General features: G+C 61.7%; 6 protein-coding genes. 3 read left to right on the forward strand and 3 right to left on the reverse strand.

What is annotated here, in order from left to right; genetic code table 11:
- Window positions 1-86: 86 nt before the first annotated feature.
- A complete protein-coding gene (locus tag KGB20_RS20405) occupies window positions 87-980 on the forward strand; it encodes a LysR family transcriptional regulator (protein WP_007972518.1) in 894 nt (297 codons plus the stop codon).
- A gap of 5 nt (window positions 981-985) precedes the next feature.
- Window positions 986-1582: a tRNA-uridine aminocarboxypropyltransferase gene (locus tag KGB20_RS20410; RefSeq protein WP_154910908.1), complete on the forward strand. Its 597-nt coding sequence runs from the start codon at window positions 986-988 to the stop codon at window positions 1580-1582.
- Window positions 1583-1701: 119 nt separating this feature from the next.
- Here the strand turns inward: KGB20_RS20410 and KGB20_RS20415 are convergent, their stop codons facing one another.
- Genes KGB20_RS20415 through KGB20_RS20425 form a run of 3 tightly spaced genes read right to left on the reverse strand, consistent with a single transcriptional unit; the run spans window position 1702 to window position 6601 of the window.
- Window positions 1702-3057: an HlyD family type I secretion periplasmic adaptor subunit gene (locus tag KGB20_RS20415; RefSeq protein WP_057715955.1), complete on the reverse strand. Its 1356-nt coding sequence runs from the start codon at window positions 3055-3057 to the stop codon at window positions 1702-1704.
- A 9-nt stretch (window positions 3058-3066) separates the two neighbouring features.
- The gene (locus tag KGB20_RS20420) at window positions 3067-5226 is read right to left on the reverse strand and encodes a type I secretion system permease/ATPase (RefSeq protein WP_154946877.1); all 2160 of its coding nucleotides are present in this window, start codon (window positions 5224-5226) and stop codon (window positions 3067-3069) included.
- A gap of 16 nt (window positions 5227-5242) precedes the next feature.
- The gene (locus tag KGB20_RS20425; protein ID WP_150813384.1) at window positions 5243-6601 is read right to left on the reverse strand and encodes a TolC family outer membrane protein; all 1359 of its coding nucleotides are present in this window, start codon (window positions 6599-6601) and stop codon (window positions 5243-5245) included.
- Window positions 6602-7188: 587 nt separating this feature from the next.
- Here KGB20_RS20425 and KGB20_RS20430 point away from each other — a divergent pair.
- Window positions 7189-16306, forward strand: a 9118-nt coding sequence (locus KGB20_RS20430; protein WP_223532955.1) for a retention module-containing protein, incomplete at its 3' end; no start/stop codon positions are given.

The raw sequence follows: 16306 nt of genomic DNA on the forward strand, positions 1-16306 counted from the left end.
TACGCCCTGATCGCGAGCAAGCTCGCTCCCACAGGGATTTGCATTGAATCGAGCATTGCGCGTCACCCCGAGATCGGAGCATTTCCATGGCCAACGCTTTACCCGACCTGAAACTATTGCGCATCTTCGTCAGCGTGGTGCGCCATCAGGGGTTCGCCAACGCCCAGCAGGAGCTCAATCTCTCGACGTCGGCCATCAGCACCTACATGAGCCAGCTCGAAGCAGCCCTTGGCCTGGTGCTGTGCCATCGCGGCCGTGGCGGTTTCAGCCTGACCAGCAAGGGCGAGCTGTTCCATCAGGAAACCCTGCGTCTGTTGGGCGAACTCGAAGGCTTCGAGCAGTACGCCGCCGCCCTCAAGGGCGAGTTGCGCGGTACCTTGAACCTGGGGGTGATCGACTCCACCGTCAGCGACAAGGCCCTGCCGTTCGCCGAAGCCATCGGCGCCTACAGCCAGGAACACCCGGCCGTGCACTTGCACCTGTCGGTGATGAGCCCTTACGAATTGCAACTCGGCGTGCAGGACAACCGTCTCGACCTGGCCATCGGTGCGTTTTCCACGCGCATGAGCGGCCTGGTGTACATGCCGCTGTACCGTGAACAACACTGGTTGTATTGCAGCACGCGGCATCCGCTGTTCAACGAGCGGCGCATTCCCGAGCAAGTCATCACCCAGCAGCGCATGGTCGGTCGTGGTTATTGGAGCCAGGCCGAACTGGCGCGCCACGGTTTCAAGCACAGTGCCGCGACGGTAGAAAGTATGGAGGCCCAGTTGATCCTGGTGCTGTCCGGCGCCTACATCGGTTACCTGCCGGAGCACTACGCCCAGGCCTGGGCCGACAAGGGTGACTTGCGGGTGCTGCTGCCGGCGACCTTCGGTTATCAAGCGCCGTTCTCGATGATCGTGCGGCGGGGCCGTAGCCGCGAGCCGCTGATCCAGACATTCCGCGACTTGCTTAAAGCTCAACTGAATCAGGCGTAGAGACGATGTCCAGAATTCAATGTCAGCGTTGTCTACGCCCGCAAACTCATTGCCTGTGCCCGCTGATTCCCAGCCTCGACAGCCGCACCCGGGTACTGTTGTTGCAGCATCCGAGCGAAGTGAATCATGCGTTGAACACCGCGCGTCTGGCGGCGCTTGGGTTGAAGAATGCCGAGTTGATCGTCGGCGAGGTGTTTGAGGATTTGCCAGCGCTGTTGAATCAGCCGGGGTATCGGGCGCGGTTGCTGTTTCCCGGCGAAGATGCCCAACCGATGCAGGCTTGTGCCGCGACAGACGAACCCTTGCTGCTGGTGGTCCCGGACGGTACCTGGCGCAAGGCACGCAAGATGCTGCACCTCAATCCGCTGCTGGCGGCGTTGCCAAGGGTGACCCTGGCGGAGGGCGGTGTGTCCCGCTATCGGTTGCGCAAGGCACCGGGACCGGGGGCGTTGTCGACGGTGGAGGCGATTGTGCAGGCGCTGGAAACCCTCGAAGCGCCGACTTCGTTTGCGCCGTTGTTGAAGCCATTCGAAGCGTTGATCGAGGGGCAGATTGCGGCGATGGGGGAGGAGGTTTACCAGCGTAACCATGGGCCGAAGTAGGCGTCGTCAATGACGGCCCCTTCGCGAGCAAGCCCGCTCCCACAGGTTCAGCGTGATCCGTGTGGGAGCGGGCTTGCTCGCGAAGACGGCAGAACAGTCACAGAAATTTCCAACCAGTTCTACCTTTCCCGCATCGCTTCGGTCCGCGCCTTCAACACCGGCTTGAGCAGATAATCCAGCACCGTTTTCTCCCCGGTAATAATGTCCACCGTCGCCACCATCCCCGGGATGATCAGCAGTGGTTTCACATCCCCGCCCAAATGGTTTTTGTCGGTACGCACCTGAATCAGATAGAAGCTGTTGCCCTTATCGTCGGTGATGGTGTCAGCGCCGATCAACTCCAGCTTGGCGCTCAGGCCGCCGTAAATGGTGTAGTCGTAGGCACTGAACTTGACCATGGCTTTCTGGCCCGGATGCAGGAATGCAACGTCCTGTGGCCGTACCTTGGCCTCGATCAGCAGGTTGTCTTCCAGCGGCACGATTTCCACCATGTCACTGCCGGGCTGGACCACGCCGCCGATGGTGTTGACCTTCAACACCTTGATGATGCCGTGCACTGGCGAGACCACGGTGGTGCGGGTCACGCGGTCGTCGATGGCGATGCTCGAGGCCGTGATTTTCGACAGGTCAGTGCGTTTCTCGTTCAGCTCTTTGGCGGCTTCCGAGCGGAAGGTTTGCTCCGACTCGTCGATCTTGCTTTTGATTTCGTTGATCGCCGATTCCGCCCGGGGAATCGCCAGTGTGGTGGCGTTCAATGAGCCGCGAATCTCCACTGCGCTGCGTTTGAGCCGCAGGATTTCCACCGGTGACACCGCCCCCGTGCCCACCAGCGGCGCGGACATGTTCATCTCTTGTTGCAACAACGCCAGGCTTGAACTGAATTGGCCCTGTTTCGAGCGGAACTCCGCTAACTCCTGGGTTTTTTGCCGAAGTTGTTCGCTCAGGGTGCGCTGCTCGCTGGCCAGTCGCCGTTGCCGTTGCTCGTACAACGAACGCTCGTCTTCAGCCACTTGCGGGGCTTTGGCGATCACTTCTTCCGACAGCTTGAACGGCCGGCCTTCGGCTTCGGCCGAAAGCCGTTCGACCTGCGCGGTCAAGGCAAAGCGATCGGCTTCGCTTTCGCCCTTGTTCGACAGGTAGCGGGTGTCATCCAGGCGCAGCAAGGTGTCGCCCTTGTTCACCATCTGTCCTTCACGGACGAAAATTTCAGTGACGATGCCGCCCTCCAGGTTCTGGATCACCTGGACCTTGCTTGACGGAATCGCCTTGCCTTCGCCCATGGTCACTTCCTGCAACACGGCGAATTTGGCCCAGACCAGTGCACTGACCAACAGCGCGGCCGCCAGCCACACGGTGATCCGCGACCAGCGCGGTGAGTCCTGCAAGGAGGCGCCGGCGGTTTCCGGCATGTACTCGGTTTCGGCACTTTTGTTGAAACTATCGAAGTAGCCACGGGAACCTTGATCGGCAGACATGGGCTACTCCTAGACGGCCGCAGAGCCGACACGGCCCTTGCGCAGTGCATCGATGACCGCGTCTTTCGGACCGTCGGCGACGATCCGTCCGTTGTCCAGTACCACCAGCCGGTCCACCAGGCTCAGCATCGAGGTGCGGTGGGTCACCAGCAGGATGGTTTTGCCCTGGACCCATCCGTGAAGTTTTTGCCGCAGGACGTCTTCGCTGCTGTTGTCCATGGCGCTGGTGGGTTCGTCGAGAAGCATGATGGGCGGGTCGAGCAACATCGCCCGGGCCATCAATACGGCCTGGCGCTGGCCGCCGGACAACAGTTGCCCGCGTTCACCCACGGGCCGGTCGAAGCCTTGCGGGTGTTGCCGGGCCAGTTCGGTAACGCCGGTCATCTCTGCCACTTCGAGCATGCGTGAGTCGCTGATATAGCGCGCGCCGAGGGTCAGGTTGTCGCGCAGGCTGCCAGCCAAAAGCGGCAGGTCGTGGGCGACGTAACCGATTTGATGGCGCAGGTCGGCGACGTCCAGTTGCCGCAAGTCCAGACCATCGAGCAGCAACTGGCCTTCATCCGGTTCATAGAAGCCCATCACCAGGCGCGCCAGGGTACTTTTGCCTGAGCCGCTGCGGCCAATGATGCCGATGCGCTCGCCGGGTTTCACACTGAAGCTGACATTGGCCAGGGCGGGTGCACTTTGGCCGTTGTAGTGGAAGGTTACGCCGACAACATCCAGTGCACCTTGCAGTTGGGTGCGCTCCAGTGGCCGTTGTCTGGCGTCGCGCTCCTGGGGCAGACCCATCAGCGCATCGGTGCTTTTCATGGTCAATTGCGCTTGCTGGTAGCGGGTGATCAGGCCGGCGATCTGACCCAGTGGTGCAAGTACCCGGCTACCGAGCATGTAACTGGCCACCAGGGCTCCGACGCTGAGGTTGCCGGCGATGATGCTGTAGACCCCGGCGACGATGATTGCCATGCCGGACAGTTGCTGGATGAACAACGTGCCGTTAGTGGCCAGGGCCGAGAGGTTGCGCGCGTGGCTGTCGAGGCGGGTGAGGGCGCCGTGGGTGCTTTCCCATTTGTGCTGGCGTTCGCTTTCGGCGCTGCAGGCCTTGAGGGTTTCCAGGCCGCTGAGGGTTTCGATCAGCAGTGCCTGGCGTTCGGCGCCCAGGCTGAGGCTTTTTTGCACGGTATCGCGCAGGCGCACCTGGATCACCATGGCGAAGATGATGGTGATGGGAAACGCCAGCATCGGGATCACCACCAGCCAGCCACCGAGCAGGCCGATCACCAGCAGCATCAGCAGGCAGAAGGGCAGGTCGATCAGGCTGGTGAGGGTCACGGCGGTGAGAAATTCCCGCAGGCCCTGGAAGTCATGAATGCTTTGGGCGAAGCCACCGATGGTCGCCGGCCGTGCTTTCATCGCCATGCCGGTGATGCGCTCGAACAGGGTGGCGGACAGGATCACATCGGTTTTCTTGCCGGCGGTATCCAGCAAGTGCGCGCGCACAACTCGCAGCACCAGTTCGAAAGCCGTGCCGATCAGCAAACCGATCGCCAGCACCCACAAGGTCGAAGTGGCCTGGTTCGGCACCACACGATCGTAGGTCTGCATCACGAACAGCGGCACCATCAGTCCCAGCAGGTTGATCAGGAAGCTCGCCAGGATCGCATCGCTGTACAGCCATTTCGACAGCTTCAGCGTATCGCGAAACCAGGCCTGGACCCGGGGCACCAGCGGCGATCGCAAGTCTTCGAGTTCGTGACGTGGCCGGGCGAACAATGCCTGGCCACTGTAGTGTTCGGCCAGCTCCTCTGGGCTGAGCCATTGTTCGCCGCCGTCGGCTTCGCTGGGCAGGATCAGCACCTTGCCGTCCTCGCCATAACGACGCAGCACAGCCGTGCGGCCGTTGTTGAGCAGCAGCAGCACGGGCAGGTTGAGCGAGGAGATGTCTTTGAGGTCGCGGCGCAGCAAGCGCGCCTGCAAACCGGCCCGGGCCGCTGCACGAGGCAGCAGGTCCAGGCTCAGGCGTTGGTGTGCCATGGGGAGCCCGGCACTGAGGCTGGCGCGACTGACCGTCGCGCCGTGGAGTTTGCAGAGGATCAATAGACCGTCCAGAAGCGGGTCATCGAAGCTCAGGCGCGGATCGACACCGGTGTTGCCGGGTTCCATGCTGGTCATTGAACCCTCCCGTGCACTACTTCATGTCAGGTAGACGAGCTTCGTTTTTCACTTCGGTCTGGGCGATCGCGTCGGCGGGCAGTACGACCCGTTGCTTGCTCAGCAACTGGCCCATGTTCGCCAGGACACGGTACATCGAGAACTCTTCGGTGTAGCGCACTTCGGTATAGCGACGGTTGGCGTTGTAGAGCTCGTTTTCACTGTCGAGCAGGTCCAGCAGGGTCCGTTGGCCGAGGCCGAACTGATCCTGGTAGGCGATGCGCACGCGCTTACTGGTGTCGGCGTATTCACGGGCGGTCGGGGTTTGTTTCTTGGCGTTGACCATGGCGTTCCAGGCCAGGTGAATGTTCTCGTTGAGCTGGCGCAGGGCATTGTTGCGGATGTCCATGGCCTGGTTGATCTTGTGCGAGTCGGAGGCCAGGCGCGCCTTGTCGCTGCCGCCGCGGAACAGGTTGTAGTTCATCACCACGCCAACCCGCCATTCGTTGTCGTGCCCTTCGTCACCCTGCAGGTTGTTGTTCGCGCCCACCGCCGCCTCGGCGTCGAAGCGTGGGTAGAACGGCGACTTGGCGACTTCGTACTGGCTTTCGGCCGATTGCACGTCGGCCTGGGCGGATTTCAGGTAAGGGTTGTTTTCCACCATGCTCTGCTGGGCTTCGGGCAGGGTGGTGGGGACTTCGCCGCGAATCGACGGCGGGGTTTCGAGTTCATCGGGCATGCGCCCCACAACGGCATAGAAGTTCGACTCGGCATCGGCCAGATCGACTTCGGCGGTGTCGAGGTTGTTTTCCGCCAGTGCCCGGCGAGCGCTGGACTGGTCGGCATCGGCGTTGCTGCCCACGCCGCGCTGGGTGCGCAGGCCGATCTGGTCGTTGACCCGCAAGTGCGCTTGCAGGTTGTTCTTGGCCAGGGTCACCAGTTCGCGGCGCTTGAGGACTTCGAGGTAAACCTCGGTGGTGCGCAGGGCCAGATCCTGAGCCGTACCCTGAGCGTAATAGGCTCGCGAGTTGACCACGCCTTTGGTGCGTTCGACTTCATTGGAAGTGTTGAACCCGTCGAAGAGCATTTGCCGCAGGCGCAATTCCGACTGGGTGTAATTGAGAATTTCGGTGTGGTGATTGCCGAACGCCCGGGTATTGGTGTTATCGCTGTACCCGCGCCCGTAGGCGGCGTTCAAATCAACCGATGGATAAAAGCCCCCTTTGGCGACCTTCACGTCCTCATCCGCCGACAGTCGGCTGTCCACCCGGGATGCCAGTTCCGGGTGGGTCGCAATGGTGCTCTGGATCGCTTCGGTCAGCGTTATGGCCTGCGCTTGGGACGAGCAGGCCATGGCCAAAAGAACCGCGCTGCAGACGGGGGTTAATAGGCGCATGTACATCTCCCTGATTCCTGATGGTGCTTGTCTGTCGCCAATTATTTGACGAAATTTACCGGTAAAGTTGTTTCACATCTTTAACAAAAGAGCTAAGAACATTCTGGAGCGTAGCCAAGAAATTTTTTTCATAACGGATATGCCAAAAAAAACTTATGCGCTCTGCAAAATCCAGCACATTGTTCAATTAGAAAGCCCTTGTTTTATGGGCTCTAGGGCGCTCATCGGGGTTTGAGTAAAGTTCCAATCCACTTATCGAAATAGAGCGGAGAAGTGCTGGAGGGGAGGGATGCGAGCGATCTGGTGGCGACGGTTTTTTGTCACTTAAGTGCTTCGAGATCGTTACGCATCGCTCACAGGCAACGTTGTTGCGAATAGGGATCCGATGCCATTGATTGCAGAGGGATTTCCCCGAAATCGTAAACAGCGCCGTGAGCGACTGGCTGGGCGAGATCATTGCCGGGGCCACGGCTTACTCAAGTAAACCGGCACCCGGAACAAGATCCGCCAGACAACCCGCTCGAGCCATGAGCACGTTCTTCGCGCAATCAAGGTGCCGACAGCGGTTGGCGGCGGAGGAAATGCACATGGCAACGCTCATCGGAATCGTCAGTAAGGTCATCGGTCAGGTGTTCGCGGTTGCGAGCGACGGCACCCGGCGTGCTTTGGTCGAGGGGGACCGGCTGTTCGCTGGCGACCGACTGAGCACCGGCGCTGAAGGCGCGGTGGCGGTACATCTGAAAAATGGCCAGGAACTGACCCTCGGGCGCGACAGCAGCATGCAGATGACGCCGCAGTTGCTCGCCAATCAGATTCCCCATATCGACTCAACCGAAGCGGTGACTCCGAGCGAAGCGCAACTGACCGATGTCGAACAGCTGCAAAAAGCCATTGCGGCGGGCGACGACCCGACCCAAACCGCTGAAGCCACCGCTGCCGGGCCTGCCATGACTACCGGAGTACCGGGCGGCATCCCGGGCAGTGGCCATAGTTTTGTCATGCTCGAAGAAGTGGGCGGGCGAGTCGATCCGGTCATCGGCTTCCCCACTGCCGGGTTCAATGGCATTCCCGAATTTCCCGAAGAACGCCTTAACGTTAATCCGGACATCGCTGTAGCGGACGAAGCCCCTGTGGTGCCGCCGGTGACGCCGCAGGTGCCGAACAATCCGGTCACCTTCGTCGGCCTGTCGGAGCAGAACGGCGAGCGGACTGTCAATGAAGCCAACCTGGCCGACGGTTCGGCGAGGAACGAAGTTTCGCTGACGCGAAGCGGCACCTTCACCATCAATGCGCCAGACGGGCTGACCAGCCTCAGCATCGGCGCAATCAACTTGATCAGCGGCGGTGTGGCGGCAGGTTTTCCGCAGTCGATCACCTCCCCTCTGGGCAGTACCTTGACCATCACCGGTTACGACCCGGCCACGGGCGTGGTCAGTTACAGCTACACCCTTAACCGTGCCGAATCCCACGCGAGCGGCGAGGGTGCCAATAGTCTTGTCGAACACGTCACCGTGGTGGCCAGCGACAGCAATGGCGACAGCGCTACCGGTACGCTGGAAATCAGCATCATCGACGACGTGCCGCAAGCAGTCGATGACAGCAATGGCACCGCCTCGGAAACCCTGCTGACCCTCAACGGCAACGTGCTGACCAACGACGTGCAAGGCGCGGACCGGGTGACGCTCGGTGAAAACAGCGGGCCGATCACCCCCGGTACCTTCACCGGCACCTACGGCACTTTGGTGCTGAATGCCAACGGCACTTACACCTACACCCTGAACACCAGCGATGCCGACTTCCAGGCGTTGCACGGCGGCGGCAATGGCACGGAAACCTTCACCTATACGCTGACAGACGCCGATGGCGACAGCAGCACCGCCAACCTGGTACTGCAGATCCACAACAACGATGACCCGATCACGATTGGCGGTTTGAATACTGAGGGCGGTGAGTTGACCGTCTTCGAGAAAAACCTCAGCGACGGCAGTGCACCGGATGCCACTGCCCTGACCCAGAACGGCACCTTCACCGTCGCCGCTCTCGACGGCGTAACGACCCTGACCGTCGGTGGCATTGCCGTGGTCACCGCTGGCGTGGCCGCCGGCTTCCCGCAATCGATCACCACCCCACTGGGCAGCACCCTGACCATTACCGGGTTCAATGCGGTAACCGGCGTGGTCAGCTACAGCTACACCCTGGTGGACAACGAAGCCCACCCGGCCGCCAGCGGCGCCAACACATTGCCCGAGCAGTTCGCGGTGACTGTGGTCGACGACAACGGCACCACTGCCACCGGTTCACTCGACGTGAACATCGTCGATGACCTGCCCAACGCCGTGGGCGACAGCAATGGCACTGCCTCGGAAACCCTGCTGACCCTCAACGGCAACGTACTGAGCAACGACGTGCAAGGCGCGGACCGGGTGACGCTCGGTGAAAACAGCGGCCCGATCACCCCCGGTACCTTCACCGGCACCTACGGCACTTTGGTGCTGAATGCCAACGGCACCTACACCTACACCCTGAACACCAGCGATGCCGACTTCCAGGCGTTGCACGGCGGCGGCAATGGCACGGAAACCTTCGCCTATACGCTGACAGACGCCGATGGCGACAGCAGCACCGCCAACCTGGTGCTGCAAATCCACAACAACGATGACCCGATCACGATTGGCGGTTTGAATACTGAGGGCGGTGAGTTGACCGTCTTCGAGAAAAACCTCGGCGACGGCAGCGCACCGGACGCCACTGCCCTGACCCAGAACGGCACCTTCACCGTCGCCGCCCTCGATGGCGTAACCACCCTGACCGTCGGCGGCATAGCTGTGGTCACCGCTGGCGTGGCCGCCGGCTTCCCGCAATCGATCACCACTCCATTGGGCAGCACCCTGACCATTACCGGGTTCAATGCAGTAACCGGCGTGGTCAGCTACAGCTACACCCTGGTGGACAACGAAGCCCACCCGGCCGCCAGCGGCGCCAACACTTTGCCCGAGCAGTTCGCGGTGACTGTGGTCGACGACAACGGCACCACTGCTACCGGTTCCCTCGACGTGAACATCGTCGATGACCTGCCCAACGCCGTGGGCGACAGCAATGGCACTGCCTCGGAAACCCTGCTGACCCTCAACGGCAACGTGCTGAGCAACGACGTGCAAGGTGCTGACCGCGTGCCGCTCGGCGAAAACGCCGGCCCGATCACCCCCGGCACCTTCACCGGCACCTACGGCACCCTGGTGCTGAATGCCAACGGCACTTACACCTACACCCTCAACACCAGCGATGCCGACTTCAAGGCGTTGCACGGCGGTGGCGACGGCACCGAAACCTTCACCTACACAATCACCGATTCGGACGGCGACAGCAGCACCGCCAACCTGGTACTCAACGTCTACAACAACGACGATCCGGTGACCCTCGACGGCCTCAACGTGTATGGCGGTGAGCTGACGGTCTACGAAAAAAATCTCGGCGACGGCAGCAACCCCAACGCGTCGGCCCTGACCCAGAGCGGGACGTTTACCGTCACCGCCCTCGATGGCTTGCAAACCCTGACCGTCGGCGGCATCACTGTCGTCAGCGGTGGTGTGGCCGCAGGCTTCCCGCAAACTGCCGTCACGCCGTTGGGCAGCACCCTGACCATTACCGGGTTCAACGCCGCCACTGGCGTGGTGAGTTACAGCTACACCCTCAACGACAATGAAGCGCACCCGACCGCCAACGGCGCCAACAGCCTGACCGAGAACTTCAACGTCGTCGCTACCGACAGCGATGGCGACAGTGCAACCGGGCAGATCAACGTCAACATCGTCGATGACTTGCCGAAGGGCGTGGACGACAGCAATGCATCAACGGCTTCGGAAACCCTGCTGACCCTCAACGGCAACGTGCTGACCAACGACGTGCAAGGCGCCGACCGCGTGCCGCTCGGCGAAAACGCCGGCCCGATTACTCCCGGTACCTTCACCGGCACCTACGGCACTCTGGTGCTGAATGCCAACGGCACTTACACCTACACCCTCAACACCAGCGATGCCGACTTCAAAGCCCTGCACGGCGGTGGCGACGGCACCGAAACCTTCACCTACACAATCACCGATTCGGACGGCGACAGCCGTACCGCCTACCTGGTGCTCAACGTCTCCAACAACGACAATCCGGTGACCCTCGACGGCCTCAACGTGTATGGCGGTGAGCTGACGGTCTACGAAAAAAATCTCGGCGACGGCAGCAACCCCAACGCGTCGGCCCTGACCCAGAGCGGCACCTTCACCGTCACTGCTCTCGACGGTGTAACGACCCTGACTGTCGGCGGCATCGCCGTGGTCACCGCTGGCGTGGCCGCCGGCTTCCCGCAATCGATCACCACCCCGCTGGGCAGCACTCTGACCATTACCGGGTTCAACGCGGCGAGCGGCGTGGTGAGCTACAGCTACACCCTCAACGATAACGAAGCGCACCCAACCGCCAACGGTGCCAACAGCCTGCCTGAGCAGTTCGCCGTGACCGTGGTCGACGACAACGGCACCACTGCCACCGGTTCTCTCGACGTGAACATCGTCGATGACTTGCCGAAGGGCGTGGACGACAGCAATGCATCAACGGCTTCGGAAACCCTGCTGACCCTCAACGGCAACGTGCTGACCAACGACGTGCAAGGCGCCGACCGCGTGCCGCTCGGCGAAAACGCCGGGCCGATCACCCCCGGCACCTTCACCGGCACCTACGGCACCCTGGTGCTGAATGCCAATGGCACTTACACCTACACCCTCAACACCAGCGATGCGGATTTCAAAGCCCTGCACGGCGGTGGCGACGGCACCGAAACCTTCACCTACACAATCACCGATTCGGACGGCGACAGCCGTACCGCCTACCTGGTGCTCAACGTCTCCAACAACGACAATCCGGTGACCCTCGACGGCCTCAATGTGTATGGCGGTGAGCTGACGGTCTACGAAAAAAATCTCGGCGACGGCAGCAACCCTAACGCATCGGCCCTGACCCAGAGTGGCACCTTCACCGTCACTGCTCTCGACGGTGTAACGACCCTGACTGTCGGCGGCATCGCCGTGGTCACCGCTGGCGTGGCCGCCGGCTTCCCGCAATCGATCACCACCCCGCTGGGCAGCACCCTGACCATTACCGGGTTCAACGCGGCGAGCGGGGTGGTCAGTTACAGCTACACCCTCAACGACAATGAAGCGCACCCGACCGCCAACGGTGCCAACACCCTGCCTGAGCAGTTCGCCGTGACCGTGGTCGATGACAACGGCACGACCGCCACGGGCAGCCTCGATGTGAACATCGTCGACGACCTGCCGAAAGGCGTGTACGACAGCAATGCATCAACGGCTTCGGAAACCCTGCTGACCCTCAACGGCAACGTGCTGAGCAACGACGTGCAAGGCGCCGACCGCGTACCGCTCGGCGAAAACGCCGGCCCTATCACCCCCGGCACCTTCACCGGCACCTACGGCACTCTGGTGCTGAATGCCAACGGCACTTACACCTACACCCTCAACACCAGCGATGCCGACTTCAAAGCCCTGCACGGCGGTGGCGACGGCACCGAAACCTTCACCTACACAATCACCGATTCGGACGGCGACAGCAGCACCGCCAACCTGGTGCTCAACGTCTACAACAACGACAATCCGGTGACCCTCGACGGCCTCAACGTGTATGGCGGTGAGCTGACGGTCTACGAAAAAAATCTCGGCGACGGCAGCAACCCCAACGCATCGGCCCTGACCCAGAGCGGGACGTTTACCGTCACCGCCCTCGACGGTGTAACGACCCTGACTGTCGGCGGCATCGCCGTGGTCACCGCTGGCGTGGCCGCCGGCTTCCCGCAATCGATCACCACCCCGCTGGGCAGCACCCTGACCATTACCGGGTTCAACGCGGCGAGCGGGGTGGTCAGTTACAGCTACACCCTCAACGACAATGAAGCGCACCCGACCGCCAACGGTGCCAACACCCTGCCTGAGCAGTTCGCCGTGACCGTGGTCGATGACAACGGCACGACCGCCACGGGCAGCCTCGATGTGAACATCGTCGACGACCTGCCGAAAGGCGTGGACGACAGCAATGCATCAACGGCTTCGGAAACCCTGCTGACCCTCAACGGCAACGTGCTGAGCAACGACGTGCAAGGCGCCGACCGCGTGCCGCTCGGCGAAAACGCCGGGCCGATCACCCCCGGCACCTTCACCGGCACCTACGGCACCCTGGTGCTGAATGCCAATGGCACTTACACCTACACCCTCAACACCAGCGATGCCGACTTCAAAGCCCTGCACGGCGGTGGCGACGGCACCGAAACCTTCACCTACACAATCACCGATTCGGACGGCGACAGCAGCACCGCCTACCTGGTGCTCAACGTCTACAACAACGACGATCCGGTGACCCTCAACGGCCTCAACGTGTATGGCGGTGAGCTGACGGTCTACGAAAAAAATCTCGGCGACGGCAGCAACCCCAACGCATCGGCCCTGACCCAGAGCGGCACCTTCACCGTCACTGCACTCGACGGCGTAACGACCCTGACCGTGGGCGGCATCACTGTCGTCAGCGGAGGCGTGGCCGCCAGCTTCCCGCAAACGGCCGTTACGCTACTGGGCAGCACCCTGACCATCACCGATTACAACGCGGCGAGCGGGGTGGTCAGCTACAGCTACACCCTCAACGATAACGAAGCCCATCCAACCGCCAACGGCGCCAACAGCCTGACCGAGAACTTCAACGTCGTCGCTATCGACAGCAATGGCGACACGGCGACCGGGCAGATCAACGTCAACATCATCGATGACTTGCCGAGCGCCAAACCTGACTCGTCGTCGGTAGTGGAGGGCGGCACCGTCAACATCAGTGTGCTGGGCAATGACGCCAGCGGCGCCGATGGTCCGGCGACGGTGGTCGGCGTGCGTGCCGGCGGCAACACCTCGACCTCGGCCATCGGCGGACTGGGTAACCAGATCAACGGCACCTATGGCTACCTGACCCTCGATGCCAACGGCAACGCGGTGTATCACAGCAACCAGGATTCCGTCGGCGATCCGGGCGCCACTGACACGTTCACCTACACCGTACGTGATGCCGATGGCGATGAAAGCACCACCACCATCACCATCGACGTCGCCAGCAGCACGATCAAGGCCAACCCCGATAGCGACGTGACGGTCTACGAAAAAGCCCTCGACCTGAGCAAGGACGGGCTGGACCTGGTCGCCGGTACGGTCACCGGCAGCGACCCGGGCAACACTGGCGAAACTGCGTCCGGGACCCTGGTCGGTTCGGTCTCGGGTGCCAGCGGCGCGCTCACCTACACCTTGGTCGGCAGCGCGACAGGCACCTACGGAAAGATCCTGATCAACCCCGACGGCAGCTATACCTACACCCTGACCTCGGCTCCGAAAACCTTGCCGAATGCCAACGACGGGCCGAACAGCCTGAGTGAAAGCTTCACCTACAAAGCGACCGATGCGCTGGGCAACAGCAGCACCAGCACCATCGTGGTCAACATTGTCGATGACGTGCCCAAGGCGGTGGCAACGGATCGCTCGGTGGCGGCGGTGGAGATCGATTCCAACCTGCTGATCGTGCTCGACGTCTCCGGCAGCATGGCCGACCCATCCGGCGTGTCGGGCCTGTCGCGCCTGGCCCTGGCCAAGCAGGCCATCAGTGCCTTGCTGGATAAATACGATGACCTCGGCGATGTGAAAGTGCAGCTCGTCACCTTCAGCAGCAGCGCTACCGACATGACCTCAGTGTGGGTCGATGTCGCGACCGCCAAGACGCTGCTGGCCAGCCTCACCGCGAACGGCGGGACCAACTACGACGCGGCCGTGGTGACCATGCAGGCCGCGTTCAACACCTCGGGCAAACTGACCGGTGCGCAAAACGTCGGCTACTTCTTCTCCGACGGCAAGCCCACCACCGGCCAGGAAATCGGCACTGCCGACGAAACCGCGCTGAAAGCCTTCCTCGATGCCAACAACATCAAGAACTACGCGATCGGCCTGGGCAGTGGCGTGAGCAACGCCAACCTCGATCCGCTGGCCTACGACGGCATCAGCCACACCAACACCAATGCGGTGGTGGTCACTGACCTCAACCAACTCAACTCGGTGCTGTCCGGCACCGTGGTCGGCTCACCGGTCACCGGTTCGTTGCTGGGTGAGGGCGGCACGTTCGGCGCTGATGGCGGTTTCATCAAATCCATCGTGGTCGACGGCACTACCTACACTTACGATCCAAACGCCCTCAGCGGCCAGGGTTCGTTGACGTCAAGCGGCGGCACCAACCACGGTACCTTCAACACCGTGAACAACACGGTGAGCATCGCCACCAACAACGGCGGCACGTTGGTGATCAACCTCGACACTGGCGATTACAACTACACCTCGCAGAAAACCACTGCGGTGGTGATCACCGAGAACATCGGCTTCACCGCCAGCGACAACGATGGCGACCTCGCCAGCTCGACGCTGACCGTGAAAGTGATCCCCAACGCGCCTCCGGTGGCGGTGGACGACCACGTCATCACCAACGTGCTCTCGGGCACCATCGTGGTGCCGGGCGAACTGTTGCTGGCCAACGACACCGACCCCAATGGCGACCAACTTTCGGCGACACCGACCTCGTTCAACACCGGCTGGGTCGTGAAAGGCGCGGACTTCACCGGCACCGGCGCGATCAGCTTCGCCGGCGAAAACAACAACCCCGGCAACCAGAATCTGGCCAACGTGCGCAACGCCTTTGCGGCCAACGCGGCGACCATGACGGCGCTGCTGGTGGTCAGTGGTTATCTTGGCGCAGCGAACAACTCCAATGGCAACAATGAAGACTTCATCACGGTCAAGCTGAATCAAGGTGAGACACTCAACCTCAATCACAACCTGGATGACGGGCACATCACGATGGAGTATTCGCTCAACGGTGGGGCGTTCGTAAGCATCGCCGATGGTGACACCATCACCGCAGGCGCCGATGGCACTTACCAGATCCACGTGACCAACATCGCCAATTCCAGTGGCGGCAATAAGAATGGGGCAGAAAACTACGAACTGACCATGACCGTCAACTACGCCGGAGCACACGAAGTCACCACGGACTACCACGGCACCTACACCGCCAACGACAACCACGGCGGCAGCGACTCGGCCAACCTGACCATCAGCTATCAGGACGGCCATACCCTCACCGGTACCAGTGGGGATGACGTACTGGTGGCGGGCACGGGCAACAACATCATCAATGCCGGCGACGGCAACGATGTGCTCACTGCCGGTTCCGGCAACAACGAGCTGCATGGTGGCGCCGGCAATGATCTGCTCTTCAGCGGCCAGGGCAATGACATCCTTGATGGCGGCACGGGTATCGACACGGCCAGTTACGCCCACGCCACGGCTGGGGTGACGGTCGGCCTCAGCCTGCCGGGTGGGCAAAACACTCTCGGTGCCGGCACTGACACCCTGAGCGGTATCGAAAACCTCATCGGCTCGAACTTCAACGACACCCTGACCGGCGACAACACTAACAACATGATCAATGGCGGTCTTGGCAACGACATCCTCAGCGGCGGGGGCGGCGATGACTTGCTGATTGGTGGCCTGGGCAATAACACCCTGACCGGGGGGGCGGGGGGCGATACCTTCCAGTGGTTCAAGGGCAACAGTGGTCATGACGTGATCACTG

It is taken from the genome of Pseudomonas sp. BF-R-30 (assembly GCF_019956175.1).
In the GTDB taxonomy this organism is placed as follows: domain Bacteria; phylum Pseudomonadota; class Gammaproteobacteria; order Pseudomonadales; family Pseudomonadaceae; genus Aquipseudomonas; species Aquipseudomonas jessenii.